The sequence below is a fragment of the Motiliproteus sediminis genome, assembly GCF_017912535.1.
Lineage (GTDB): Bacteria > Pseudomonadota > Gammaproteobacteria > Pseudomonadales > Balneatricaceae > Motiliproteus > Motiliproteus sediminis.
In genome coordinates this window covers 826,171-849,987 of sequence record NZ_JAERQK010000001.1, presented here as the reverse complement: position 1 = coordinate 849,987, position 23,817 = coordinate 826,171, and the positions used below count along the sequence as shown (strand labels likewise).

The following is a 23,817-nucleotide window of genomic DNA, read 5'->3' as shown; positions in this document are numbered from 1 at the left end:
GAGGTGTAGGGCCCGGCTGCCGACCATCGCGTATTGCCGGGAGGTTGTCATCAGATGAAGCAGTTGATGAACGCGTTGCACCAGGATCACCAGCAGATTACCGTCCTGCTGACGATTCTCAAGAATAAACTGGTTACCCTCCAGCAGGGCGGTAAGCCCAACTTTGCCCTGATGGCGGAGGTGGTTGATTATCTGCAAGACTACGCCGGTAGTTTCCATCATGAGAAGGAAGACCACCTCTACCATTACCTGCGCGCACACTATCCCGACACGGCAACTGTAATTTCCCAGCAGTTTGACGAGCACCGAGAGCTGGCTCAGTTGACTCACGCATTGGCGCGCACCATTGACGCTGCGTTGATGGACGCACCGGTATCGTTATCCGATTTCAGCCGTCAGCTCAGTCGTTTCATCGACAAGCAGAGCCATCACCTTAGTCAGGAGGAAAACAAGGTCTTTCCGCTGATCCAGAGGACATTGAGCCGGGATGAGTGGCACGCCGTGAGTCAACAGTTGCCGCAGCGGGACGACCCGCTGGCATCGGCCGGGTTTGAAGCCCGTTATCGCCATTTGGCCCAAGCGCTGATCGAAGATCTGGCCTGATGAGCGGATTTAAAGGTATGCCGGAAGAGCGGACCGAAGCCCGATACCGGGTGGACTTCGCCGCTCAAGTGCGCACTGACTGGCAGGATTCAACCCCGGCGCAGGTCACGGATCTGTCACGCCACGGACTTCGGGTGGAGGGTGCTCGTCAACTGGTCGAGAATGTTTTTCCCAATTTCAATCCGCCCAAGGGGACTCGGCGGCCACCGGTTGATGTGTTGTTTGAAACCGGACAGGAGATCGGTCAGCCGGCCGGCTCGGTGTCGTTCAGTTGCCAGACCGTGTATGTGCGGAGGGTCGGCGCGGATCGATACCAGATCGGCTTGCAGTTCGTCGAGATCGGCGAAGCGTCTCTGGCGCTGCTGGAGCAACTGATGCTCTGGATGGAGGAGTTCGGCACTCCCGCAGATTTGACCTAGGCAGAGGCGTTAGCCGCCAGTTCAGTCATGCCGCCGCTTTCTCCGATGGGAATAAAGGCGACCCGGTTGCGCCCGTCGCGCTTGGCTTGATAAACGCCTTTGTCAGCACAAGCCACCAACCGTTTGGCCATCGTCTCTCCGATTCCGGGCTCGTGCGGCTGCGGCGGGCAGGTCGAAACGCCGATAGAAAGGGTGACCTGCAGTGGCGTGCCGGCTTCCGAGTGCAAGGTCACGGCGCTAACGCGTTGCCGGATCGATTCCGCCACCTCCAGTGCCTGTTGTCCTACGCAGCCAGGCAACAACACCGCAAACTCTTCACCCCCGTAGCGAGCTATCAGGTCAGTTTTACGGAGTTGTTCGGCGATGGTCTGTGCCGTTTGCCGCAGCACCTGATCGCCGGTCTGGTGGCCATGGGTGTCGTTGATCTGCTTGAAGTGGTCGAGGTCGATAAACAGGCAGCTCAGCGGGTAGTGATTGCGACTGGCGCGTGACAGTTCGCGCTGCAGCTCCTGGTCGAAGGAGCGCCGGTTGTTGACCTTGGTGAGCATGTCGATGATGCTCAGCCGGCGCAGGGTTTCCTGGCTGATGCAGTTTTCCACGCAGACGCTGACCACCGATGCCAGATGGCTGATGTAATCGGTGGCTACGTTAGGGGTATAGCGGCTGATGTCGTTACTGCCCAGATGCAGGCTGCCGATGATCACTTCCTGACGAACCAGTGGCAGCAGGGCGCAGCTGCTAATGCGGTTGTTGCGCGGAAACAGGCGAGTGCGCAGCTCCTTGTCGGGCGCCCCCAGCCAGGGTTTAGGGGACTTTCGATAGAGCTGTTTCAGCTCGCCGTAGCGGTCAGCAAAGTAGAGACTGTCGGCTGCGGGTGCCTCATACTGGGGGATCAGGTCGCGGGCGGTATGCTCAGGGTCGAACAGGGTCAGGTTAACCGCATCCAGACGGAAGTACTCCTTTACCGTGATCAGCAGCATATCCAGCAGGTCGGCAAGCGAGTCGCAGGAGAGCAGCCGTAGCTCTATCTCCTGAAAGGTCTGCAGTATGTCACGGTTGCGCTCAGCTTTGCTGATAAGTAGGTGCAGCGTCCGCTTGAGACTGCGGTTTTCTTGTTCGAGCGGGTTCATCCTGGTCCGTCGCCGATCACGAAGTGATCCAACCTTATCACCGTCCCTGAGTAAAACACAGCGTCAGTTGGCGCTTAGCTGCGCTGGGTCAGGATTCGCTCGACAGTTTCAACAATCGCCTGGGTCTGGGGGTCTATTTCAATATTGACCCGGTCGCCCTCCTGCCGCCAACCGAGGTTGGTGCGTTCAAGTGTTTCCGGGATCAGGTTGACGTTGAAGCGGCAGCCGTCGACCCGGCCAATGGTGAGGCTGGCGCCGTCAATGCCGATATAGCCCTTGGCAAAAAGAAAGCGGCTATACGCTTGCGGTAGCTCGAACCAGAGTTCGCGATTGTTGGGGCTGTCGATACGCTGGACCAGTGGCGCGGTACAGTGTACGTGACCGGACATGGCATGTCCGCCGATGTCGTCGCCGAAGCGAGCGGCGCGTTCAACATTGACGCGGGAGCCCGGGGTGCATTCGCCAAGGTTGGTAACCGCGAGGGTTTCCTTCATCAGGTCAAATCGGACCAGATCGCCATCAATGGCGGTTACCGTCAGGCAGCAGCCGTTGTGGGCCACCGACGCGCCGGGCTGTAGCCCGCTGAGCAGGGGCAGAGGCAGGCGCAGGGTGTGACTGCGAAAGTCAGCTTTCTGCTCGATCTCGACGACCTCAGCGGTGCCTTGGACAATTCCTGTAAACATGCCGGTTCGCTCCTGTCCGTATCGATTGCTATGCTCAGTGCATCGCATTTTAGGGATACCGTACCAGGATGAAAAGCGACTCCGACACAGAGGTTCTTATTACCGGTGCCAGCGGCTTTATTGGTGGCGCTTTGATCGACAGCCTGTTGGCTGACGGCATTGGGGTTATTGGTCTGTCTCGCCGGCCGGAAAAATTGCAGCGCCGGTTTCCCGGCATACGCGTGGTGGCCGATCTGAATGAGATTACAGCGGATTGCACCATTGACGCAGTGGTCAATCTGGCTGGTGAGCCGATACTGGATGCGCGCTGGAGTGAAACGCGCAAACGGGTCTTGTATGACAGTCGCCTCGATACTACGCGCCAGCTGGTGGCGCTGATCGAGAGGCTGGACACCCGTCCCGCGACGCTGGTCAGCGGATCTGCCATCGGTTTTTATGGCAGCCACGACAGTGACCGCGTGCTGTTGGAACAAGATGACGGTCGCGCCTGCTTTGCCCATGAGTTATGCCGTGACTGGGAGGCTGCCGCGCAACAGGCAGAAGGCCTCGGTTTGCGGGTTTGCCTGCTCAGAACCGGAGTGGTGTTGGGGCAGGGGGGCGCGTTGAAACGGATGCTGCCTCCGTTCCGGTTGGGTCTGGGCGGCCCCATCGGTCAGGGGCGGCAGTGGATGTCGTGGGTGCACCTGGAGGATATGGTCGCCCTGATCCGCTTTCTGCTCGATCATCAGGTGTTAAGTGGCGTATTCAATGCTACTGCGCCGGAACCGGTGACCAACAAAACCTTTAGCCAAACGCTTGGCGCGGTTCTCAACCGGCCGGCTGTACTTCCGGTTCCGCCGCTGATGCTTAAACTCATCCTGGGCGAAGGCGCAACGCTATTGACCGAAGGCCAGCGCGTGGTGCCGGCGCGTCTACTGGAAGCGGGGTTTGAGTTCAGGTATCCGGAGCTAAAGCCAGCGTTGCAAAGTATTCTGACTTAGTTCTGCTCGCGGCTGTCATCGGGCGCGCGTGTGGGCGGTGGATGCTTGCTATGAACTTCAAGCAGCTCTACCGCGTGTTCCAGTTGTCCCTCAATGCGTTCCAGCCGCTCCTCCAGTTGGCGCAGACGTTCGATGTTTTCGTGTTCGGCATCGAGCACCTCCTTTTCATCCTGAGCGATAAAGAAGGCCGAAAAGCTCGCGGTTAGCATCGAAAACAGGCCGATACCCATCAGAATCAGCAGTGCGGCGAACGCTTTGCCGGTCCAGCTGGACGGAACGACGTCGCCGTAACCAACCGTTGTGACTGTGACCCAGGCCCACCAGATCCCCTGCCAGGGGGTTTTTATTGCCGGGTCGATACCGGCGATGATAAACCCGGACATCAGCAGTACCACAAAGCTGACCATCAGGGTCGTACCCAGATTATGGCGTGCCAGCAGGGCCCGGGCGTCACCCGATATACGCAGCAGCAGCCGCAGCAGAATCAGCATCCGCAGGGTCCGCAACATCGGTGCCATATTGCTGTGCCCCCAGAGAATGGGGACCCCTGCGGCGATGATAAACAGGTTAAGCCAGTTGTGTTTCAGGTAACGCGTGGGGTTATCCACCAGCCGGGCGAGCACGATGGTTTCCACCACGAACATCAGCCAGATCACCACGTCGGTCATCAGGCCCATTTCGGGGGTGATCATGCCTTTATGCTCAAGATACCAACTGATCAGGATCCATATCGCCACGAACAGCATCGGGATCTCTAACAGATGGCCCCAGCGCTGCGCTTCGGCGTTCTCATCGGCGGCGACGCCGCCCAGGCCGGCGGCGTTGAGAAGAGTGCGGGGGTCAAACTTCAACATGGCTGGCGGTCCGTTGCTGAGGGGAGGCAGAGCTGCGTTGTCGGCGTTCTCGGAGTCGAACGATCTGTTCATAGAGCAGATCTCCGTGCCAGGGCTCGTCGTCATGGCGGCGCCTGAGACTGTGCTCCAGATTTCGCAGCAGATAGTTTAGTGTCGGCGCCGATGCCAGTCGTTCGATATCGGCCAGGCTGGTGACAGGCTCATCGGGCCAGTACTCGCCCGCCCATTGCAGCAGATCTTCATAGGCAGCGGCGGCATCGCCGCTCAGGCAACTGCGCTGCAGTTGATCCAGTGCCTGTAGTTCATGCCGTTGCTGCTGGTCAGCCTGATCGCGGTTCTGCGTCTCGCTCTGCAGCCCGGCTTGCGCCTTGGAGAGCGCCGCCTCCAGTTGTCGGACCTGTGCGCGGCTGAGGGTCCAGCCGGCGGCGCATACCAGTGCCACCAGCGCCCATAACCAGCCACTCCAGCCGGCAACGCTATCCGCCGAGGGCGGCGCGGGTTGTTGTTCGCTTCTGGAGGCTGCCTGAGGTTGGGCAGCCACTGCGGTCTCGGCCGCGGCGGGTGCCAGGAACTGGCCGACTTCAATGCGCTCCGCCGCCAGACGTGCCTGTTCTCGGCGCTCGCGTACGGAGTCCCACCAGTTGATGGTCACAACCGGAAACTGTGCCGGGCCTGCGGCGGTAAAGAGCAGTTGGTAAGGCAGTTCCAGCCGTGATACCAATACTCCGTTATTGATCGATTCCTGGCGTTTCTCCGGTTGCGGGTAGGCGCGCACGTTGGGCGGCGGCTGCAGCGCTGGGCGCGGCAGCCAGGCAGCGGGCACGTTGTGGGCCTCGACGATCAGGGTGCGGGTGAGGGTATCGCCGGCCCGAACCGCACCGGGTGGATTAGACCAGCGCGCATCAAGGCGCAGTTCGGTGGCCGCTACTTCGGCGGGGGCTGCTGCCTCAGGCCAGGGTAGCGCTTCAAACTCCAGCGGTGAAGATTCGGCACTGAGCGGATTGCCACTGCCACCCAGGCCGTTGAACTGCAGTGTGGGAATGCGGTAGCGTCCAGGCTGCTCCGGCAGCAGGCTGTAGCGCTGCTCGATCACGCTGTAGCGCTGCCCGTCGCGTTGCTCGCGGAAGTATCGCTGATCACCCAGGGGGTAGATCTGAACCCCGTCGATCAACGGTTCGGTGATCTCTGCATGGGTCAGGCCGGCCTGGTAATACAGACGCACGCTGAGAACAGTGGCGGTTCGGCTGTAGATGATCGGTTGTTCGATGCTGCTTTCAAGCAGTGCCGGCCCGCTCGGGCTAGACGCTTGCTCCAGGGCTTTGAAAATGATCGCCTCGCTGGACTCGTTGCCCAGCGTGATCGCCGGCAGCGTCAGCTGGCCCGCCCGTCGCGGACTGAGAGTGATCAACCAGCGTTGGGTGTACAGCGTGCGCCCGTTGCTGAAACTGGAGAGGGTGTTGTGGCGCCTCCCGAGGATGGTGAAGTCGGTTTCGAGGACTGACAGATCGGGCTCTGAAGGCGCGGGTTGTTGCGCTTCGAGGGTCAGCAGCAACGGTGCGCCAACGGCACCTTGCTTGCGGTCCAGAGTGGCGTTGACGCTGGCCTGTACGGAAATGCCGGCTGCGATCAGTATGAGCGCGAGAAAAGATCTAAGCAGCGATGGCACGCGGGCTCCTGAATCAACATGCGGCGGGGTTGGGTTGCTATTCTATCAGCCGCGGGGCGCTCGGCAACTGTTTGAGGCGGCGCATTTTTTGCGATTCGAGCCGCGCTGTCAGCTAGTTGTCTTGATCGCCTGCATGGCGCGTTATGGCTGACAGGATGCCGCGCAGCATATTGAGTTCGATCTGCTCCGGCCGGCCGCGATTGAAGAAACGCTGCAGCTTGGTCATGGTTTTGCCCTCGTGTTGGGGCAAAATGAAGCCGATCGCTTTGAGGGTGGCTTCCAGGTGCTGGTAAAAGTGCTGCATGGCGGCCTGATCGGGATAGCTCGGCAGTTGCTGGCTATCAGCGCCCGCGTGCGGGGCGAGGGCTTGGTGTGCCATCCAGATCTCGTAACAGATCACTTGTAGCGCGGCGCTCACGTTGAGGACCGGGTATTCAGGGTCGGCATCGATTGCCACGTGGTAGTTACATTGCCGCAGTTCGTCGTTGTGCAGCCCCATTCGTTCCCGCCCAAAGACGATCGCAACCGGGGCCTGTTGCGCTTCGCGCACGACCTGGAGGCCGCACTCGCGGGCGTTCAGCATCGGCCAGGGGAAACTGCGGCTGCGCGCGCTGGTGCCGATCACTAGCGGACAATCGGCGATCGCCTCTGACAGCGTATCAACCACGGTGGCTTGCTCCAGTAGTTCGAGCGCACCCGCTGCTCGCGAGCTGGCTTCGGGGTGCGGGAACTCGACCGGGTTGACCAGAAAGAGTTGATTGAGGCCCATATTCTTCATCGCCCGGGCGGCAGCGCCGATGTTGCCCGGGTGAAAGGTGTTGATCAGCACGATACGAACATTGCTCAGCATGGGTTATCCAGCCTCGACGGCGACAGGTTGTGGCAGTCCGGCGGCAAACTGCCGCAGGTCAGCTATAAAGCGCTCGCGCTGCGCCACGTGAGGCGAGTGGTCGGCGTCAGGGTAGATGTGCAGCTCGCTATCGGTGATCTGGCGATGCACCCACTGGGCGAGCTCCCGCGAGTAGAACTGGCTGCGCTCCCCGTAAATCAGTAGCGTTGGAACCGTTATCAGCGGCAGGGTATCCCGCAGGTCCGCCTCGGTCAGGCTCTTCCAGCAGCGGATTAACAGGTCCGCGGGCAGGCTAGCCAGATACTGCTGTAACCGTTCGACAAAGCGTGACTGTGGCAGCGGTTGGTCAGGGTCATCCAGTTGACTGAAGATCAGCCGACACACCGCGTCCGGGAAGGTCTGCTGGAGCAGGCGGATAAAACCATCGTTACGCTGTGCGCAGAACCGTCCGTAAACGCCCATCTGCCAGTCGTCTCCGGTTAGCAAGCGGGGGCTTTGGTCAACGATGCAGAGCCCTCGCAGGCGCTGGCAGCCGTGTCTGCGGACATAGTTCCAGGCCGTAAGGGCCCCCATGGAGTGGCCCACTACCAGAGCGCCTTCGGGCGCTTCCCGGGTCAGTAGCTGGTCCAGATCATCGGCCATGCGATCCAGGCTGACATCGGTGTTCTCCGGGTGTTGCTGCAGCCCGTGGCCGCGGGCGTTCCAGCAGATAACCCGAAACTCATGGCTCAGGGCTTCAGCGAACGGCAGCCATTCCAGGGCGCTGGAGCTCCATCCGTGCAGGAAAATCACGCAGGGCCCGCTGCCGCGTATCTGGTAGTTAAGGGGGCATTGGTCACTGGTGATCAGCGTGGTCATGGTCAGTGGCGTCCTGAGGTAACAAAGGGGGCCATGGCCCCCTTCAATCGACCAGCGGTGCCGATGATCAGATGGCGTTGGCCTGATCGATGGCGTTGCCGATATAGTTGTGCGGCGTCAGCTGCTTGAGCTCTTCTTTGGCGGCGGCCGGCATCTCCAGCGTTTCGACGAACTCGGCCAGCGTCTCCTTGGTGATGGTCTTGCCGCGGGTTAGCGCCTTCAGTTTTTCATAGGGCTCTTCAATGCCGTAACGGCGCATCACGGTCTGGATCGGCTCGGCCAGCACTTCCCAGCTGTTGTCCAGATCGCTGTCCAGCCGCTGGGCGTTGATCTCTAGCTTGCTGATCCCTTTGAGGGTGGCCTGGTAGGCGATCAGGCTCTGGCCAAAACCAACGCCCAGATTGCGCAGTACGGTGGAGTCAGTCAGGTCGCGCTGCCAGCGGGATATCGGTAGTTTGGCGGCCAGGTGCGCCATGATGGCGTTGGCGATGCCGAGGTTGCCTTCGGAGTTTTCGAAGTCGATCGGATTGACCTTGTGCGGCATGGTGGAGGAACCCACTTCACCGGCGATTGCGCGCTGCTTGAAGTAACCCAGAGAGATGTATCCCCAGACGTCTCGATCGAAGTCGATCAGAATGGTGTTGAAGCGGCAGACCGCGTCAAACAGCTCGGCGATGTAGTCATGCGGCTCGATCTGGGTGGTGTAGGGGTTCCAGGTCAGACCCAGGCTTTCAACGAACTGTTGGGCGTTGCTCTGCCAGTCGATCTCTGAGTACGCGGACAAGTGAGCGTTGTAGTTGCCTACCGCACCGTTGATCTTGCCAAGCAGTTCGATCTTCTTGACCTGATCCAGCTGGCGACGCAGGCGCGCGACTACGTTGGCCATCTCTTTACCCAGGGTGGTGGGCGAGGCGGTTTGGCCGTGGGTGCGCGACAGCATCGGCTGGGCGGCGTGGGCTTTGGCCAGCTCGGTGATGGCGTTAACCACCTGCTCCATGGTCGGAACCAGAACCTGATCACGGCTGGAGCGCAGCATCAGGGCGTGGGACAGGTTGTTAATATCTTCGGAGGTGCAGGCGAAGTGGACGAATTCGCTGACTGCTTCCAGTTCGGCGTTGCCCTTGAAGCGCTCCTTGATCATGTATTCCACGGCTTTTACATCGTGGTTGGTGGTGCGCTCGATCTCCTTGACCCGCAGCGCGTCAGCCTCGGAGAAATTCTCGACGATGCTGTTCAACAGGGCGTTGGTTTCGGTACTGAACGCCGGTACTTCGGTGATCTGGGGGTGGTTGGCTAACTGTTGCAACCAGCGCACTTCGACTTCGACGCGGAAGCGGATCAGGCCGAATTCGCTGACAAGAGGGCGCAGCTCGGCAGTTTTGCTACCGTAGCGGCCATCGACGGGAGACAGGGCGGTTAAGGCGGAAAGCTCCATTACACACTCGCATTCTGGGGGGTTGTAAATTGAGCGCGCGATTATACACCAACCCCTGCCGATTTAGCAGGGGTGCCGGTTAACGCCTCCCAGGGGGCGCGACGAGGGCGAGGCTCAGGAGCGACCTTGATTCAGGATGCGTTCGGCGCTGCGGCCTGCGCGGGAGCGGAAAAACAGCAGATGCCAGCGGCGACCGCCCACCTGATGCCAGAGGATCGCGGCGCGAATACCGGCAAGCAGTAACGCGCGTACCTTGTTGGCGTTATCCTGATTCTGGAGATGGCGGGGTTCGCCGGTAACCTGAATTCGAAAGCTGAAAGTGCTGATGGTTTCCTGATAGAGATTGGCAATGTTGGCGATTACTGCCGGGTGCGAGAAGCGGGCAGAACCCACCTCGGCAGCGGCGCCGTCGTCGGCATTGTCGCGGTCGTAAAAGCGGCTCTGCTGGCGTACGGTTTCGAGCTTTGAGGCGATGCTGTCGAGCATCTGCGGGTGTTTGCGCAAGCGCGACTCCAAGTGCAGCATGCTCAAGGCGTAGCGGGTGATCTCTTTGTTTTCCGGACTTTTTTTGCTGGCCAGATCACGCACTTGCTTGAGCCCGAGCTGCAGATTATAAGGCAGTTCACTGACCCCACCGTAGACATCTTCGGTGGCGCTGGGATTGGTAATGAAAATGCTGTTCACACTGGCTTCGAATTCGTTCTGCGGGATCAGGCCGCGGCGAGCGACCTGGTCCACCAGCGCGGCGGCCTGGAAGATGCCTGCAAGTGCAATCGCCTGTTCGTCTTGCTGTCGTGACATAGGGTGTAAGGTCCCGTAATTCGTGGCCGATAAGTAAGGGGAGAACATCATAGCTTATTTGGCCGGATGCACGACAGCGTGAGCTGGGATCGGTGATCCTTAACATTTTCTTAAGAAACCGTTAAGGGTACGATGCAACAATGTGAGATAAATCAAAAATATTAGAATAAACTAATGGATTGGCGTGATGCAGCCTGCATCCTGGCGTCAGTCGAAGGGGGAGTATATGGGGAACGTTACGATCCGGCAGCTGATGTCTATCGCGCCGGCAGTGATCGTGGCCGCGATTGTGGCGCTGTGTGGGTTCAACTATGTTGAGCTTACTGGAACGCAGCAGCGTATCAAGCAGCAGAGCGTTCAGGCAGCGGCGGTGGGTGCTTTGAAAGACACGCGCTACTACGTGGTTCAGGTGCAGCAATTCATGACCGATGTCGGTGCCACGCGCAGCGACGAGGCGATGGCTGAAGCTGACGCCAGCCGCGACGGGGCGCTGCAGAGTCTGGATCGCTTGACTCAGTCCATCCCAGCGCTGCAGCCGCAGGTAAACGAACTTAAAAACCGGGTCCAGGCGCTGCATGCCGCAGGGGCCAGAATGGCGTTGGCGTATATCGATCAGGGCCTCGACGCCGGCAATCAGTTAATGAAAGGTAGTGGCGGGTTTGACGATGCCTCCGCAGCATTGGCTGACCAGCTCGACCTGTTGGCCGCAGAGCTTGATCAGCAGCTGCAAGACTCGGCTGAAGCCGCAGTGGTTGCGGCGCACCATAACATGGTGGTGATGTTGGTTGGCGGGTTGCTGGTAGCGGTTCTGGTGGCGCTGGTAATGACTTTCCTGTATCGCCGCATTATCCCCTCGTTGAAGCATCTGGCGCTGTCGTTAGAGGAGGTCGCCAACGGCTCCCACGATTTGACGTTGAGACTGGATGAGCGCGGCAGCGACGAGTTGTCCAAGGTGGCAGCAGGATTTAACGGTTTTATCGCCTATATCCAGACGTTCATGGGGCAGAGTCATCAGGACACCGAACAGTTGCGTGATGCGGGTAACGCCATGCAGCAGTCGGCGGTTCGGACCCTGCAAGGGATGCAGCAGCTGCAGGCTGAGGCTGAGCAGGTTTCTACCGCCATGAACGAAGTTCAGGCGTCGGTCGAGGAGGTGGCTCACAGTGCTCACCAGGCCGCGACATCGGCCAGTGAAGCCAATGCTCAGGCGGTTGATGGCGAAGCGATCGTGGGTCGTGCAGTGCAGTCGATCAATGACCTGGCGGAGCGGGTTGAACAGGCGTCCGGCGTGCTGCAGACCCTGGAAGGGCACAGCGATAACATCGGCTCGATTCTTGACGTCATTCGCGGTATTGCCGAACAAACCAACCTGCTGGCGCTCAACGCGGCCATTGAGGCTGCACGTGCCGGCGAGCAGGGGCGCGGCTTTGCCGTGGTCGCGGACGAGGTGCGCAGTCTCGCGCAGCGGACACAGGAATCTACCGAAGAGATCCAGTCGATGATTACCCTGCTGCAGGGAGGTACTCGGGATGCGGTCGGGGTTATGAACAGTGGTCGTGAAATGGCACAAAGTGCAGTTTCGACCGCTTCGGAAGCGGGCACAGCGTTGCACCGGATAACCGAAGCCGTGGCGACCATCAACAGAATGAGCCAGCAGATCGATGAGGCCGCGCGTCAACAGGCGCAGGTGACCGAGGAGATTAACCGCAATATCGTCAACATCAGCCAGGAAGCGCAGCGAACTCTGGACGATGCGCAGCAGTCCAGTGGTGCCAGCCAGAATCTGGATTCGCTGGTGGCGCAGCTACGTGCCGAGGTTGGCAAGTTCAAGGTTTCCTGACCGTTGTTTTAGCGGCCAGGAGCGCTCCCCGGAGCGCTTTTTTTATGCGTGCGGCGGCTGTTCAGGTTGCAGCTGCTGACTCCACCGGGCGACAAGGTCGGGATGTTTTGCTCCCGCTGCGTTGACGTATTATCCTTGGCCGCCTCTCATACCCGCTACCGGATTGCCGATGAACGCCGCCATCAGAGTTGGATTGCATGCGCTGTTGCTGGCGCTGTTCAGCGTCCATCACGCCGTAGCGGATGGTATCGAGGTGGTCGATAACAAGCAGCGCCTGGTGCGCCTGACCGTGCCCGCTGAACGGATTATCAGTCTGGCGCCCCATACCACCGAACTGCTCTTCAGCGCGGGGGCCGGCGACCGGGTGATCGCGGCTGTCAGTTATAGTGACTACCCAGCCACCGCCAAGTCGTTGCCTCGGGTTGGCAGTTACGATCGTATCGATCTGGAGCGGGTGTTGGCGTTGCAACCGGACCTGATTGTGGGTTGGCCTTCAGGTAATCCCGGCGGCGCGCTGGATTTTCTCCAGCGTCATTCGATACCGCTCTTTCTCAGTGAGCCGCTCTCCTTTGATGACATCGCCGATAACATCCGCAAGCTGGGGCATCTGACCGGCAACGATGAGAAAGCGGAGCTGGCCGCCGCGGGATTCGAGCAGCGGATGGCATCGCTTGGGCAGCGGTACCGTAACGCGACGCCGGTCCGGGTGTTTTATCAGGTCTGGCAGGAGCCGCTGATGACCATTAGCGGTGAGCATATCATCAGCAAGGTACTGGCCCTGTGCGGCGGGCACAATCTGTTTCCTAACCTGCCTCGTTTGGCATCCAGTATCGGGCTGGAGGCGGTTTTGGCGGCAGATCCCGAGGCGATCATTATGCCGTCGTCGAATCCGCAGTGGCGCGAGCTGTGGCGGCGCTGGCCGCAGCTCCGTGCGGTCAGCGATGATCGGTTGCTGGTGATCAATCCCGACCACCTGTCCCGGCCGACGCTGCGGGTAGCCGATGGCGCCGAAGAGGTGTGTCGCAAGCTGCAGGGCGAGGCCGAATGAGCCGGATCAACCCGCTACTGGTGTTGCTGTTGCTGGCGTTACTGCTGGTTGTCAGCCTGGTGGTGAGCCTTGGTGTCGGCAGTTATGCCCGTGGGTTTGCCGATCTGCCAGCTTTGCTGTTTGGATCTGCCGACTCTCTGGAACGCGCGGTAATGCTGGAGTTGCGCCTTCCAAGGGCTCTCAGTGCGATGGTGGTTGGCGCTCAATTGTCACTGGCCGGGGTGATGATGCAGGCACTGCTACGTAACCCCTTGGCAGACCCATACGTGCTCGGAGTTTCAGGTGGAGCGTCGGTCGCTGCTTTGATAACCCTCATTCTGGGCTTCAGCGGTTTCTGGGTGGCTGCCGCGGCTTTCGCCGGCGCGATGATCAACGTAGTGCTGGTGTTTGGGCTGGTGAGCCGCGCCGGCGATTGGTCGCCGGGACGCCTGTTGCTCACCGGTGTTGTCATCGCCTCGGGTTGGGGCGCGGTGGTCAGCTTTCTGCTGGCGGTCAGCGAAGGTCAGGCGCTGAAGAGCATGTTGTTCTGGCTGATGGGGGATTTCAGCCATGTGCCTGCGCCGGGCTGGCATCTGTTAGTCCTGCTGGTGGGGTTGCTGTTCGCGTGGGCGGTTGCGCGTCCGCTCAATCTGGTGGTACGGGGGGCGTTGCAAGCACAAGCGCTGGGGGTTGATCCGCGCCCGCTGCGGTTGGGATTGTTTCTGGTAACCTCGCTGTTGACCGCGTCGGCGGTCACCCAGGCTGGCAGTGTCGGCTTTCTCGGCTTGGTGGTGCCCCATATGCTGCGGCTGCTGATCGGATCGGATCACCGCTGGCTGGTGCCCGGAGCGGCGTTAGGTGGGGCAACCCTTTTGTTAGCGGCTGATACCCTGGCGCGCACGGTGATCGCGCCACAGCAGTTGCCGGTGGGCGTGATCACCGCTTTCCTCGGCGTACCGCTTTTCCTGTGGTTGCTGAATCGCAACGAGGCACAGCGATGACCCGGATGGCGATAGAAGGGTTGACGCTACGGTTGGGTAGCCGTCAGTTCTGCGACAAGCTGTGTCTGGATTTTGAGCCGGGACAGATATGGGGCGTGCTGGGTCCTAACGGCAGCGGTAAAACCACCCTGCTGCATACCCTGGCGGGGCTACATTCGCCACAGGATGGCCGGGTGTGGCTGGCCGAGCGTGAGTTGGCTCAATGGCCGGTGCGTGAGCGGGCACAGCAACTCGGTATCCTGCTGCAAAGCGACGACTCCTCTTTTCCGGCGCCGGTGCGCGAGTGCGCGATGCTGGGAAGGCACCCCCATCTGGAGCCATGGCAATGGGAGTCGGCGGAGGACTGGGCGCGGGTCGATGAGGCGCTGGAGCGGGTAGGGTTGAGCCACATTGCCGGGCGTGATCAGAGGCTGCTTTCCGGCGGTGAGCGCCAGCGGCTGAAGCTCGCCACGCTGATGGTTCAGGCGCCCGGTATCTGGCTGTTGGATGAGCCCACCAATCACCTCGACCTGCATCATCAGGTGCAGCTGCTTGAGGATCTGACCGGCGAGGTGCGCCGGCAAAACCAGCTGCTGCTGATGAGCCTTCACGACCTCAATCTGGCGGCGCGTCTCTGCGATCATCTGGTGCTGCTCTATGGTGACGGCCGAGTGGAAGCGGGACCGCTGGCGGAACTGTTTGAATCAGATCGGCTCAGTCGGCTTTACGGCCATCCGATTCGCGCACTGCATGACGGTGGACAGTGCTGGATGGTGCCGGGCTAGCGGCTTTCTGCCGACTGGAAGTCCCATTAGGAAACGCTTATCTGCCAACGTCGTATTGACCCGGCGCGGCCCCTTTGGGTAGAGTGGCGGCGCCATAGCGAACGCCTCAGGTGTCCATTTTGGATTAAACGGGAAGACGGTGCGATCACAGATCTAGTCCGTCACTGCCCCCGCAACGGTAAGCGAGCGAAGGTAGCGCCTTCACAGCCCTTTCATTGAGCCACTGTACCTCGGTATGGGAAGGCGAAAGGGATGGATCATAGAATCAGCTCGTAAGTCCGGAGACCGGCCTGAAGTAATCTTTGAGCGCATAGCACGCGGGCGGCGTGTTGATGGGTTATTTGTGCGCGGTGTCTCCGCCACTTCTCCCCTCAGTCCCCCCCTTGTGACCTGTTCAGGATTACTGCCTGTGAGCGGCGTTATGGTGTTGTCGCAAGGGGAACACCGATCGGGAGTGTCAACGGCAGGAGGCCGGTAGCGCTCGTTTCTTCTTTGCGGTAACTGCGGATGGCTTCAGAGCCAATGGATAATCCCATGTGCGGGTGAGCACATGCACAGGAACGCTTTTACCCATGAAAACCCGAATACTGCTGCCGCTTGCAGCGCTGGCCGCCGGCTCCGCCGTTGCGGCTGACTCTGCGGATACCCTAGTCGTAACCGCCACACGTATTGCGCAAACCACCGATCAGACGTTGGTTCCGGTCAGCGTACTGACCCGAGACCAGATCGAACGCAGCCCCGCCACGACCCTGCCAGAACTGCTGGGCCAACTGCCCGGGGTGGACTTTTCTGTCAGTGGCGGGCATGGCAAAACAGCCAGCCTGTTTCTGCGCGGCACCAACTCCAACCATACGCTGGTTCTGATCGATGGGGTCCGTGTCGGTTCGGCAACGCTGGGCTCCTTTCCGTTTGAACAGATCCCTCTGGCGCAGATTGAGCGCATTGAACTAGTGCGCGGGCCGCGCTCGAGTCTCTATGGTGCCGAAGCGATTGGCGGCGTCATCCAGATATTTACCCGAAAAGGAGGGCAGGGCACCCATGCCAGTGCACGGATCGGCGCCGGTAGTCATGGCACCCGTGATCTTCAGACCGGCGCCAGTTGGGGGGATGAGACAACCCAGGCGAGTGTGAATCTTGGCTATTTCGATACCGATGGTGTTGACGCACTCGACGGCGTCAACCCGGACGATGACGGCTACAGCAATAGCTCGTTGGGGCTCAATCTGCGCCAGCAACTGGGCCGAACTACCTATGCTGACATGAGCCTGCTGCGGGCCGAGTCGGAAAATCATTATGATTCACAGGCGGCACCGGCGGATGATTACTCCGACAATCTGCAGCAGACCCTTGGTCTGCGCGTCACCAGTGAGCTCAGTGACCAGTTAAGCCTTAATGGCGGCATTAACGAACACCGCGACGAATCCGAGAACTTCGACGCTTTTCCCAGTACCATTAAAACCCAGCGTCGGGGTGCCGATCTCAAAGGCGACTACTACCTCAATGACGATCACCTGCTTAGCCTGGGGGTTGATTTCTATCGCGACGAGGTAAGTAAAACCGGCGGCAACTATGACCGAACGGAACGCGACAACCGTGCCCTGTTTGCCCAATGGCAGGGCCAATACGGCAAGCTGAATCTGTTGGCCGGTGTACGTCACGACGACAACGAAGCCTACGGCCACCACAGTACCGGCAATCTCAATCTGGGCTATCGTGTGGCTCCCGACCATCGTTTGCTGGCGTCGGTCGGTACCGGGTTCAAGGCGCCCACCTTCAACCAGCTGTACTGGCCTGGCTTCGGCAATCCCAATCTCAAGCCTGAAGAGTCGACCTCCTATGAATTGGGCTATGAGGGCCGCGCCAAACAAACCACCTACGCGTTGCGGGCCTTTCATACCCAAGTGGATAACCTGATCAGCTCCCAGCCCGACAACCAGCAGGCTCGTATTCGCGGCCTGGAGGTGGAGCTGACGGGGGAGTTCGCCGGTTGGCAGGCCGCTGCCAATGCGACGCTGCTTGATGCCATCGACCGCGATGACGGCTCGCGCCTGAAAAATCGTGCTGAGCGCAGCCTCAAGGTCGAGCTGGGGCGACGTTACAGTGAGATCGACTGGTTGCTGACCCTGCTGGCGCAGGGCGATCGCGACACGTCCAGTGGTACGCTGGCTGGTTACGGATTGCTCAACCTGAAGGCACGCTACGCCATCGACGCGCATTGGGGACTTGAGGCCAAGGTAAACAACCTCACGGGCAAGGACTACACCACCAATGCCGATTTTCTGGGGCGGAGCTACAGCGGCCTGGATCGCAGCTATCTCCTCAGCCTGGTCTATCAGCGTTAGGTGGTGGTATGACGGGCAGGGCGCGCTTTTTCGGTTTGTTACTGGTCTCCGCGGGAGCGCATGCTGCCGCGTTGTTCGGTCTCGGCTGGAATACGCCGGCACCGTCCGGCGACGGTGGGCCGCTGCGGGTGACCCTCAGCGGTCCATCGGCAGCGCTGGCAGTGCCGGCAGCGATGCCGCCCGCGCCGGTTTCAGCTCTCGCGCACCGGAAACCGGCTGTGGCGAAGGCGCTGCCTGAAAAGCTGGTGACCCGCGCCGTCCATGCCCAGAAGCAGGTCGCCAGCCCCCAACCGGTCGCCGTTGTCGCGACTCCGGTCAAGGCTTTAACGCCGTTTGATCCAAAGCCGGATGCCACTGACCGAGTTACGGTGGCCAAGGTTGGTAAGGCTGCTGCCCGGGTAGAGGCCGTCGCAACGTCAGCGGTGTTGGAGGACTCGTCACCGGTATCACCGGCGGCGCGGCTAGCGGACGCCGGAGGTGCCGCCGAGCCGGCGACCCACGGTTCGGAGGATCACCGCACGCTAGCAGGACGCCAGCTGCTGGCTGCACTGCAAGACCATTTCTCCTATCCCCTGCGCGCGCGTCGTAAAGGCTGGGAGGGCGATGTGTTACTCGGTGTGGATCTGGACGAGGGCGGAATGATCGCTGAGGTGAGGCTGCTGGCCAGTTCCGGTTACGGGGCGCTGGATCGGGCTGCAATGGCCAGTATGCGCGCCGTGGGTGCACTGGAACGATCCCTGGCAGCTCGCCTCACCGTTGAAGTGCCGGTCCGCTACCGGCTGATCAACTGAAGCGCGCCGGTCGCTGCTGTCGCAGCGCGCTTTGCGCCGCTATAGCTCGAACTCGGCCCAGATCGGCGCGTGGTCCGAGGGCTTTTCCATGCTTCTGATCTCATAGCTGATGCCGGTGCCAGTGCAGCGCCTGAGCATAGACGGGGTCGCCATGATCAGGTCGATGCGCAGCCCGCGCTTGGGTTCGGCCTCAAACCCGCGGCTACGGTAGTCGAACCAGCTGAACCGATCAGATACCTGCGGGTGGCCGTGGCGGAAGGTATCGGTCAGCCCCCATCGTCCGAGGCGTTGCAGCCACTCCCGTTCAACGGGCTGAAAGCTGGCTTTGCCGGTTTTAAGCCAGCGTTTGCGGTTTACCTCGCCGATACCGATGTCGTTGTCTTCGGGTGATATGTTCATGTCGCCCATTACGAGCAGGAGATCGTCCGGGCTGAACTCCGATTCCAGATAACGCTGCAGATCGGCGTAGAAGCGCTCCTTGGCGGGGAATTTGGTTGGGTGAGTAATATTTTCCCCCTGGGGAAAATAGCCATTGATAACCGTAAGCGACTGGCCGTTTGCCAGTGCGTAACGACCAACAATCAGGCGCTTTTGTGCGTCATCACTATCCCAGGGAAACCCCTTGCGTATCTCGATGGCCGGCTGTCTGGAGATCAGGCAGACCCCGTAGTGTCCCTTCTGGCCATGAAAATCGACATGGTAGCCTAGCGATTCAATTGCCTGACGCGGGAACTCCTCGTCACTGACTTTGGTTTCCTGAATGCCGATCACATCGGGTTGGTGTTGCTCGACCAGCGCCTGCAGTTGGTGTTGGCGGGCGCGGATGCCGTTGGTGTTGAATGAAACAATTTTCATGGGCAAAGATCCGATAACAAAGCATGGCGCTAAAGGTAACCAAACCCAGAGCTAATGTAATCTGGTAATCGATTGTTTTTGTCTATCGTTTTGCCCTGCTAGTTTAAATTGGCGGCCGGGGGCTGGAGTGGGTAGAGTACGAGGCATTCACACGCGTGAAGGAGATGCATGGTGAGCAAGGATTATGATTTTGACCTGTTTGTAATCGGGGCCGGTTCGGGGGGCGTGCGGGCGGCGCGTATGGCGGCAGCCAAGGGTGTACGTGTAGCAGTCGCCGAAGATCGTTATATGGGTGGAACCTGCGTTAACGTGGGTTGCGTACCGAAAAAGCTTTACGTTTACGCCGCGCATTACGCTGAGATGTTCGAGGAGGCGCGAGGTTTTGGCTGGGACAGCGAGCAGGTGCCTTTCCAGTGGCAGCGTTTACGCGATAACAAGAGTGCCGAGATTAGCCGCTTGAACGGAATCTACCAGCGTCTGCTGGACAACTCCGGCGCCCAGGTGATCAACGGGCGCGGCAAGCTTGTCGATGCCCATACGGTTGAGGTTAACGGAAGCCGGTATCGCGCTGAGCGGATTCTTATCGCTACGGGAGGTTGGCCGACCGTACCCGAGTTTCCCGGGAGCGAGCTGGCAGTCACATCCAACGAGATTTTTGATCTGGACGAGTTTCCCCGACGGGTGTTGATCGTGGGCGGTGGTTATATTGCGGTGGAGTTTGCCGGTATTTTTGCCGGTTTGGGTGCGCGTACCACGCAACTATACCGGGGTGACCTGTTTCTGCGCGGCTTTGATCAGGAGGTGCGTGAGTTTGTGGCCGCAGAAATGCGCAAGAAGGGGGTAGACCTGCGCTTTAACCTGAACGTCGAGTCGCTAGAAAAGACGGCCACCGGGTCGCTGCTCGCCGCGTTGACCGATGGCTCGACGCTGGAGGTGGATGCGGTTCTTTATGCCACCGGGCGGGCGCCCAATGTCGTCGGTCTGGGATTGGAGAGTGCCGGCGTGGAGCAGGCTCAGGGCGGTGCCATTAAGGTCGATGATAACTTCCAGACCTCGGCACCTTCGGTGTACGCCATTGGTGACGTGATCAACCGGGTCCAACTGACCCCGGTCGCCCTGGCCGAAGGGATGCAACTGGTGGCTCACCTTTACGACGAGAACGCGAAGCCGGTTGATTATGAGTTGATACCGACTGCGGTCTTCTGCCAACCCAATATCGGCACGGTGGGTTTGAGCGAAGAGCAGGCGCTGACCCGTTACCCCAACCTGGATGTCTACCGTTCAGAGTTTCGCGCACTCAAGCATACCCTCAGTGGTAGTGACGAGCGGACACTGATGAAGCTGCTGGTGGACGCCGATAGTGAGCGCGTAGTTGGCGTCCATATGGTGGGAGCCGATGCCGGCGAAATCATGCAGGGCATTGCGGTGGCGCTGCGTGCAGGTGCTACCAAAGCGGTATTCGATACCACCATCGGTATCCATCCAACGGCGGCCGAAGAGTTTGTGACCATGCGCGAGCCGAGTCACTGTTATCGCGACGGTCAGCGACAGCCCTGACGGCACAGGTCAGACGGTGAGGGTGTTCTGGATCATCCGGTTACGCCCCTGCTCCTTGGCCTGATAGAGGGCTTTGTCGGCCATGTCGATGATCAGTTGGGGGCTGTGTGATTGATTCGGCACCAGCGTAATAACACCGGCGCTGACGGTAACGCAGTCGGTTGTATCACTGAATTGATGGGGCAGTTTCAGCGCTTCAACCTGAGCGACCAGCCCCTCTGCCAGCAGCTCTGCTGCATCGTGCGGCGTTGCCGGCAGAACGATGGCAAACTCCTCTCCCCCGTAGCGGGCGCAATGATCTGCCGCCCGATTAAATTGGCGTTGGAGTAGTTGGGCAATCGCCTTGAGGCAACTGTCACCGGCAATATGGCCATAGTTGTCGTTGTAGGCCTTGAAGTGGTCGATATCGGCCAGGATCAGGCTGAGTGGGGTCTGTTCCCGCGCTGCCCGGCGCAACTCACGCTCCAGGGTTTCGTCAAATTGACGCCGATTGTAGAGTCCGGTCAGACCGTCGCGCTGGGCCTGATTCTTGACCTGAACGACATAGGCCTTGAGGCGGGCGAGGGATTTCAACATCAAGCCTATCTCACCTTCGCCGAACTGGGGCATGCTGGTTTCGGTACGGCCGTCGGCGATAGCATTCATCGCCTGGCTGGTGGCTATCAGCGGCAGGATGATACCCCGCCCGACGTAAAGCCAGACCACCGCGAATACCAGTAGCAGGAACACCAGGGTGGCAAAGATCAGCAGCAGGGTGTAGCTGTTGATCTGGCGACTGAGCGATGAGGCTGAGCGATTGATGCCGTTGTGCAGGTTCTGCACCCATTTGTCGGCCTCGAGCATCATGCCCGAGGCGATTTCACCATGTCGCTCCAACGCTTCGCTAGTAGCATCCAGTTGCGCTAGCTCGTGCCGACGGGCTTGATAGATAGCATCTTCACCGTTGATCGCGTCGGCCAGCGCCTGAACCCACAGCTGTGCCTCAATGCCTGCGTCACCGGTTACCTGAACCTGCAACCGTTGCAGCGCTTCAAGTTGCTCCCGTGCCCGCTGCTGTTCCGCTGCCAGCTCCGCTGAAGCTAGTTGGGGCACCTGATTCACGCGCTGTTGCAGCTGTTGTGCGCTGTCGGTGAACGCCACCAGTGCTTGGTGTTGCTGGTGAATGCGCTTGAGCCGCGTCAGGTTGGGTTTACCTTCGGTTACGCTGTACATGGCCTGATCGAACTGCAGTTGGTGGTTATGCAGCTGTTGCAGGAAGCGGCGTCCAAACTGGTCAATGTGGTTGCTAATAGCCTGGCGACGGTTTGTCGTGACGATGCATTGTTGCACGCTCTGCTCAATTTCGTCAAAGCGGGAAACCACGTTGTCGATCAGCTCTCGCCGAAGGAGCAGGTGGTTGCTATCGTTCTGATAACCCCGCAGGGCTGAAAACTGGCGTGATAACTCCTGGAGTTGCAACCATTGCTGGCGGAGTTCGACGATCAGGGTCTGGTGGCGGGTGGCCTTGCTGCTGTTTTGCAGTTGCGATACCAGAGTACCGATGCGCTGGCTCTCCTTGGCGATTCTCAGCACCAGACGCATGGCCGGGACCTTGTCCTGGGCTATCTCGTTTGCTTGGGTATGCAGGCTTTGGAAAAGGTAAACGCCGACGGCGCAGGATAGGGCGGTGATCAGGGTCACCAAAACAAAACCGGCATACAGGCGTTGCTTGACGCCGCTAAACATCATCGCCGGGATGCTCTGGTTCCGGTGCTGCGGCAAAACTATGACTTAAGAGGGAGTAATACATACAAGTCCCTGTATTTTGGACAGTTACTATAGCTTATCGATGACACCAAGGATAACTTTTCCTTCCCGTCAGGCGGCTCCGAAGCGGCGGATTATGGCATCGATATCAGGGAGATAACTGTTGCCGAAGAGGTTCAAATGGTTGAGCAGGTGGTACAGGTTGTATAGATCTGCGCGCTGGCGCCAGTCCGAATCGATACCGCTAACATGCTGATAGCCCTCATAAAAATTGGCGTGGAGGTTGCCAAATAAAGTGGTCATCGCCAGTTCTGCTTCAGGCCAGCCGAAATGGCAGGCGGGGTCGATCAGCACCAGCTCGCCGCCGCTCGAGTGCAGATTGCCACGCCACAGGTCGCCATGGATCAAGGCTGCGGGTTGCGGGGGAATCAGCTCCGGCAGGTGTTGACAGAGTCGTTCAAGCTGTTTTACCTGCTGACTGCTCAGCAACCCTCTCCGATGCGCCATTCCCGCTTGGTAAAGCAGCCGGTGCTGACTGAAGAACTGGTATCCATCCCTTTCTCGGCGATTGATCTGGCGGGTGTCGCCGCAGTAATTGTCGCCATCAAATCCAAACTGCGGTGCCGTGATCTGGTGCAACCGTGCCAGGTTTTCTCCGGCTCGTGCCCAGTCTTTGGCTGTTGCTGGCCGGGGTGGAAGGTGGTTCAGGCAGATGCATTGCTCGTTGACCGCACGCACCTGAACTACCGGTATGGCTTTGCTCTCTGCCAGCGCCGCCAAGCCCGCTGCCTCCGCCTGAAACAATCCGGTCGGAGGATGGCGCCGATACTTTATGAACAGCTCACCGACGTCTGAATCGAGCACGAAGCTAAGCCCGCCCAGGCCGGTAGGTCGGCTGTTTATCAGTCCTTTCGCGATAATACCCGCCCCCGAAAGCGCCATTTTCACGGCGCTGGGTAGCGGGCTGTCCGAGTTAGTGACGGCGCAACTCCGGATCCCGGTAGTGGCTGTCCAGCCAGCAGCGGGGCAGCGCTTCGCCGGAGGGAAAGCAGAGATGGTCTTTGCGAACGTATTCCGGCTGGTGCGCTTCTTCTCCGTATTGAAACTGAACCTGGGTGCGGGCTTCGAAAGGGTTGAGCAGCTCAACAAGGTTCATGACCTCGACGAGATGGCCGCTGGAGGAGTCTTTAAGCAGCATGGCAGACCTCCGCAAGTGGGTGAGGGTTATCTGAGTATGGGAAAAATCTGCGGGATTGCCATTCGGTGTTAAGCAGCGGTTCAGCCGCACCGTTCGATACTGATGCTGAACATCGGGTGTCGCCGCAGCGATTTCTCGAATGATCCCCGAACAGCCGGAGGTGATTATGAGTACAGTAGTAAAAGGGGTCGCGGCAGGGGTAGTGCTTTGTGGGTTATTGCTCGCCGGACCTGCCAACGCCGGTGATTATTTCAAGGTCGAGATTGGCGGCTACAGCTACGCGCCTGACTTCTATCGCTTTGAGTACGCTGCACCATGGCGCGGCCACCTCAGGCCTTACCGCCATTGGGCGCGTGAATATCGTCCGTATCGATGGCATAGAAAACATGGCCACAGGGGCTGGAAACGACCCTATCG

22 protein-coding genes and 1 riboswitch are annotated in these 23,817 nt (G+C 59.7%); of the genes, 10 read left to right on the top strand and 12 right to left on the bottom strand.

Features of this window, described 5'->3' with window-relative positions:
• The first annotated feature begins 54 nt into the window (after positions 1 to 54).
• Both JJQ76_RS04075 and JJQ76_RS04070 read left to right on the top strand, forming a co-directional pair.
• Positions 55 to 603: a hemerythrin domain-containing protein gene (locus JJQ76_RS04075; RefSeq protein ID WP_210395407.1), complete on the top strand. Its 549-nt coding sequence runs from the start codon at positions 55 to 57 to the stop codon at positions 601 to 603.
• Positions 603 to 1,022 carry a PilZ domain-containing protein gene (locus JJQ76_RS04070; RefSeq protein WP_210395406.1) on the top strand — a complete coding sequence of 140 codons (420 nt, stop codon included), beginning with the start codon at positions 603 to 605 and terminating at the stop codon, positions 1,020 to 1,022. Before JJQ76_RS04075 ends, JJQ76_RS04070 begins: the two co-directional genes overlap by 1 nt.
• Here the strand turns inward: JJQ76_RS04070 and JJQ76_RS04065 are convergent.
• Both JJQ76_RS04065 and JJQ76_RS04060 read right to left on the bottom strand, forming a co-directional pair.
• Complete coding sequence (locus JJQ76_RS04065) at positions 1,019 to 2,152, bottom strand: sensor domain-containing diguanylate cyclase (protein WP_210395405.1); 1,134 nt, start codon at positions 2,150 to 2,152, stop codon at positions 1,019 to 1,021. The two genes, JJQ76_RS04070 and JJQ76_RS04065, sit on opposite strands and share 4 nt — an antisense overlap.
• 74 nt (positions 2,153 to 2,226) lie before the next feature.
• On the bottom strand, positions 2,227 to 2,835 hold the full coding sequence (locus JJQ76_RS04060) for a riboflavin synthase subunit alpha (protein WP_210395404.1): 609 nt from the start codon (positions 2,833 to 2,835) through the stop codon (positions 2,227 to 2,229).
• Positions 2,836 to 2,903: 68 nt separating this feature from the next.
• Between JJQ76_RS04060 and JJQ76_RS04055 the strand changes: the two genes are divergently transcribed.
• Positions 2,904 to 3,815, top strand: coding sequence for a TIGR01777 family oxidoreductase (locus tag JJQ76_RS04055; protein ID WP_210395403.1), 912 nt, complete (start codon positions 2,904 to 2,906; stop codon positions 3,813 to 3,815).
• Here the strand turns inward: JJQ76_RS04055 and JJQ76_RS04050 are convergent.
• The 6 genes from JJQ76_RS04050 to hflD form a co-directional block, all read right to left on the bottom strand.
• Positions 3,812 to 4,669, bottom strand: coding sequence for a potassium channel family protein (locus JJQ76_RS04050; RefSeq protein WP_210395402.1), 858 nt, complete (start codon positions 4,667 to 4,669; stop codon positions 3,812 to 3,814). The genes JJQ76_RS04055 and JJQ76_RS04050 overlap by 4 nt on opposite strands.
• Positions 4,656 to 6,335 carry a BatD family protein gene (locus JJQ76_RS04045; RefSeq protein WP_210395401.1) on the bottom strand — a complete coding sequence of 560 codons (1,680 nt, stop codon included), beginning with the start codon at positions 6,333 to 6,335 and terminating at the stop codon, positions 4,656 to 4,658. Before JJQ76_RS04045 ends, JJQ76_RS04050 begins: the two co-directional genes overlap by 14 nt.
• 112 nt (positions 6,336 to 6,447) lie before the next feature.
• Positions 6,448 to 7,185, bottom strand: coding sequence for a tRNA (cytosine(32)/uridine(32)-2'-O)-methyltransferase TrmJ (gene trmJ, locus JJQ76_RS04040; RefSeq protein ID WP_210395400.1), 738 nt, complete (start codon positions 7,183 to 7,185; stop codon positions 6,448 to 6,450).
• Between the two features lie 3 nt (positions 7,186 to 7,188).
• Positions 7,189 to 8,043, bottom strand: coding sequence for an alpha/beta fold hydrolase (locus JJQ76_RS04035; protein WP_210395399.1), 855 nt, complete (start codon positions 8,041 to 8,043; stop codon positions 7,189 to 7,191).
• 67 nt (positions 8,044 to 8,110) lie between these two features.
• Entirely contained in the window at positions 8,111 to 9,478 is a 1,368-nt protein-coding gene (gene purB, locus JJQ76_RS04030) for an adenylosuccinate lyase (protein ID WP_210395398.1), read from the bottom strand.
• 114 nt (positions 9,479 to 9,592) lie between these two features.
• Positions 9,593 to 10,279 (bottom strand): high frequency lysogenization protein HflD, encoded by a 687-nt coding sequence (gene hflD / locus JJQ76_RS04025; RefSeq protein WP_210395397.1) that lies wholly within the window; start codon positions 10,277 to 10,279, stop codon positions 9,593 to 9,595.
• Between the two features lie 187 nt (positions 10,280 to 10,466).
• Between hflD and JJQ76_RS04020 the strand changes: the two genes are divergently transcribed.
• From JJQ76_RS04020 to JJQ76_RS03995, 6 genes are all read left to right on the top strand, one after another.
• Positions 10,467 to 12,119 carry a methyl-accepting chemotaxis protein gene (locus JJQ76_RS04020; RefSeq protein WP_210395396.1) on the top strand — a complete coding sequence of 551 codons (1,653 nt, stop codon included), beginning with the start codon at positions 10,467 to 10,469 and terminating at the stop codon, positions 12,117 to 12,119.
• 169 nt (positions 12,120 to 12,288) lie between these two features.
• Positions 12,289 to 13,167 (top strand): cobalamin-binding protein, encoded by an 879-nt coding sequence (locus JJQ76_RS04015; protein ID WP_210395395.1) that lies wholly within the window; start codon positions 12,289 to 12,291, stop codon positions 13,165 to 13,167.
• A complete protein-coding gene (locus JJQ76_RS04010) occupies positions 13,164 to 14,147 on the top strand; it encodes a FecCD family ABC transporter permease (RefSeq protein WP_210395394.1) in 984 nt (327 codons plus the stop codon). Before JJQ76_RS04015 ends, JJQ76_RS04010 begins: the two co-directional genes overlap by 4 nt.
• Entirely contained in the window at positions 14,144 to 14,911 is a 768-nt protein-coding gene (locus JJQ76_RS04005; RefSeq protein WP_210395393.1) for an ABC transporter ATP-binding protein, read from the top strand. The genes JJQ76_RS04010 and JJQ76_RS04005 overlap by 4 nt, the downstream gene beginning before the upstream one ends.
• Positions 14,912 to 15,002: 91 nt before the next feature.
• Positions 15,003 to 15,219: riboswitch (cobalamin riboswitch) on the top strand.
• 264 nt (positions 15,220 to 15,483) lie between these two features.
• A complete protein-coding gene (locus JJQ76_RS04000) occupies positions 15,484 to 17,253 on the top strand; it encodes a TonB-dependent receptor domain-containing protein (RefSeq protein WP_210395392.1) in 1,770 nt (589 codons plus the stop codon).
• 8 nt (positions 17,254 to 17,261) lie between these two features.
• The gene (locus tag JJQ76_RS03995) at positions 17,262 to 18,044 is read left to right on the top strand and encodes an energy transducer TonB (protein ID WP_210395391.1); all 783 of its coding nucleotides are present in this window, start codon (positions 17,262 to 17,264) and stop codon (positions 18,042 to 18,044) included.
• Between the two features lie 39 nt (positions 18,045 to 18,083).
• Here the strand turns inward: JJQ76_RS03995 and xthA are convergent, their stop codons facing one another.
• A complete protein-coding gene (gene xthA, locus JJQ76_RS03990) occupies positions 18,084 to 18,899 on the bottom strand; it encodes an exodeoxyribonuclease III (RefSeq protein WP_210395390.1) in 816 nt (271 codons plus the stop codon).
• A gap of 171 nt (positions 18,900 to 19,070) precedes the next feature.
• Here xthA and gorA point away from each other — a divergent pair, with 171 nt between their 5' ends.
• Positions 19,071 to 20,456, top strand: a complete 1,386-nt coding sequence (gene gorA / locus JJQ76_RS03985; protein WP_425515217.1) for a glutathione-disulfide reductase — start codon at positions 19,071 to 19,073, stop codon at positions 20,454 to 20,456.
• 9 nt (positions 20,457 to 20,465) lie between these two features.
• Here gorA and JJQ76_RS03980 read toward each other — a convergent pair whose 3' ends face one another.
• The 3 genes from JJQ76_RS03980 to JJQ76_RS03970 form a co-directional block, all read right to left on the bottom strand.
• Complete coding sequence (locus JJQ76_RS03980) at positions 20,466 to 22,184, bottom strand: diguanylate cyclase (protein WP_210395388.1); 1,719 nt, start codon at positions 22,182 to 22,184, stop codon at positions 20,466 to 20,468.
• Between the two features lie 129 nt (positions 22,185 to 22,313).
• Positions 22,314 to 23,066 carry a fructosamine kinase family protein gene (locus tag JJQ76_RS03975; protein WP_210395387.1) on the bottom strand — a complete coding sequence of 251 codons (753 nt, stop codon included), beginning with the start codon at positions 23,064 to 23,066 and terminating at the stop codon, positions 22,314 to 22,316.
• 109 nt (positions 23,067 to 23,175) lie between these two features.
• The gene (locus tag JJQ76_RS03970; protein WP_210395386.1) at positions 23,176 to 23,400 is read right to left on the bottom strand and encodes an acetyltransferase; all 225 of its coding nucleotides are present in this window, start codon (positions 23,398 to 23,400) and stop codon (positions 23,176 to 23,178) included.
• Positions 23,401 to 23,817 lie beyond the last annotated feature (417 nt).

Excerpts from the sequence above, each read along its gene's own strand:
- JJQ76_RS04075 (WP_210395407.1), top strand. The coding sequence starts at position 55 with ATGAAGCAGTTGATGAACGCGTTGCACCAGGATCACCAGCAGATTACC.
- JJQ76_RS04070 (WP_210395406.1), top strand. The coding sequence starts at position 603 with ATGAGCGGATTTAAAGGTATGCCGGAAGAGCGGACCGAAGCCCGATAC.
- JJQ76_RS04065 (WP_210395405.1), bottom strand. The coding sequence starts at position 2,152 with ATGAACCCGCTCGAACAAGAAAACCGCAGTCTCAAGCGGACGCTGCAC.
- JJQ76_RS04060 (WP_210395404.1), bottom strand. The coding sequence starts at position 2,835 with ATGTTTACAGGAATTGTCCAAGGCACCGCTGAGGTCGTCGAGATCGAG.
- JJQ76_RS04055 (WP_210395403.1), top strand. The coding sequence starts at position 2,904 with ATGAAAAGCGACTCCGACACAGAGGTTCTTATTACCGGTGCCAGCGGC.
- JJQ76_RS04050 (WP_210395402.1), bottom strand. The coding sequence starts at position 4,669 with ATGTTGAAGTTTGACCCCCGCACTCTTCTCAACGCCGCCGGCCTGGGC.
- trmJ (WP_210395400.1), bottom strand. The coding sequence starts at position 7,185 with ATGCTGAGCAATGTTCGTATCGTGCTGATCAACACCTTTCACCCGGGC.
- JJQ76_RS04035 (WP_210395399.1), bottom strand. The coding sequence starts at position 8,043 with ATGACCACGCTGATCACCAGTGACCAATGCCCCCTTAACTACCAGATA.
- purB (WP_210395398.1), bottom strand. The coding sequence starts at position 9,478 with ATGGAGCTTTCCGCCTTAACCGCCCTGTCTCCCGTCGATGGCCGCTAC.
- hflD (WP_210395397.1), bottom strand. The coding sequence starts at position 10,279 with ATGTCACGACAGCAAGACGAACAGGCGATTGCACTTGCAGGCATCTTC.
- JJQ76_RS04020 (WP_210395396.1), top strand. The coding sequence starts at position 10,467 with ATGCAGCCTGCATCCTGGCGTCAGTCGAAGGGGGAGTATATGGGGAAC.
- JJQ76_RS04015 (WP_210395395.1), top strand. The coding sequence starts at position 12,289 with ATGAACGCCGCCATCAGAGTTGGATTGCATGCGCTGTTGCTGGCGCTG.
- JJQ76_RS04010 (WP_210395394.1), top strand. The coding sequence starts at position 13,164 with ATGAGCCGGATCAACCCGCTACTGGTGTTGCTGTTGCTGGCGTTACTG.
- JJQ76_RS04005 (WP_210395393.1), top strand. The coding sequence starts at position 14,144 with ATGACCCGGATGGCGATAGAAGGGTTGACGCTACGGTTGGGTAGCCGT.
- JJQ76_RS04000 (WP_210395392.1), top strand. The coding sequence starts at position 15,484 with ATGAAAACCCGAATACTGCTGCCGCTTGCAGCGCTGGCCGCCGGCTCC.
- JJQ76_RS03995 (WP_210395391.1), top strand. The coding sequence starts at position 17,262 with ATGACGGGCAGGGCGCGCTTTTTCGGTTTGTTACTGGTCTCCGCGGGA.
- xthA (WP_210395390.1), bottom strand. The coding sequence starts at position 18,899 with ATGAAAATTGTTTCATTCAACACCAACGGCATCCGCGCCCGCCAACAC.
- JJQ76_RS03980 (WP_210395388.1), bottom strand. The coding sequence starts at position 22,184 with ATGATGTTTAGCGGCGTCAAGCAACGCCTGTATGCCGGTTTTGTTTTG.
- JJQ76_RS03970 (WP_210395386.1), bottom strand. The coding sequence starts at position 23,400 with ATGCTGCTTAAAGACTCCTCCAGCGGCCATCTCGTCGAGGTCATGAAC.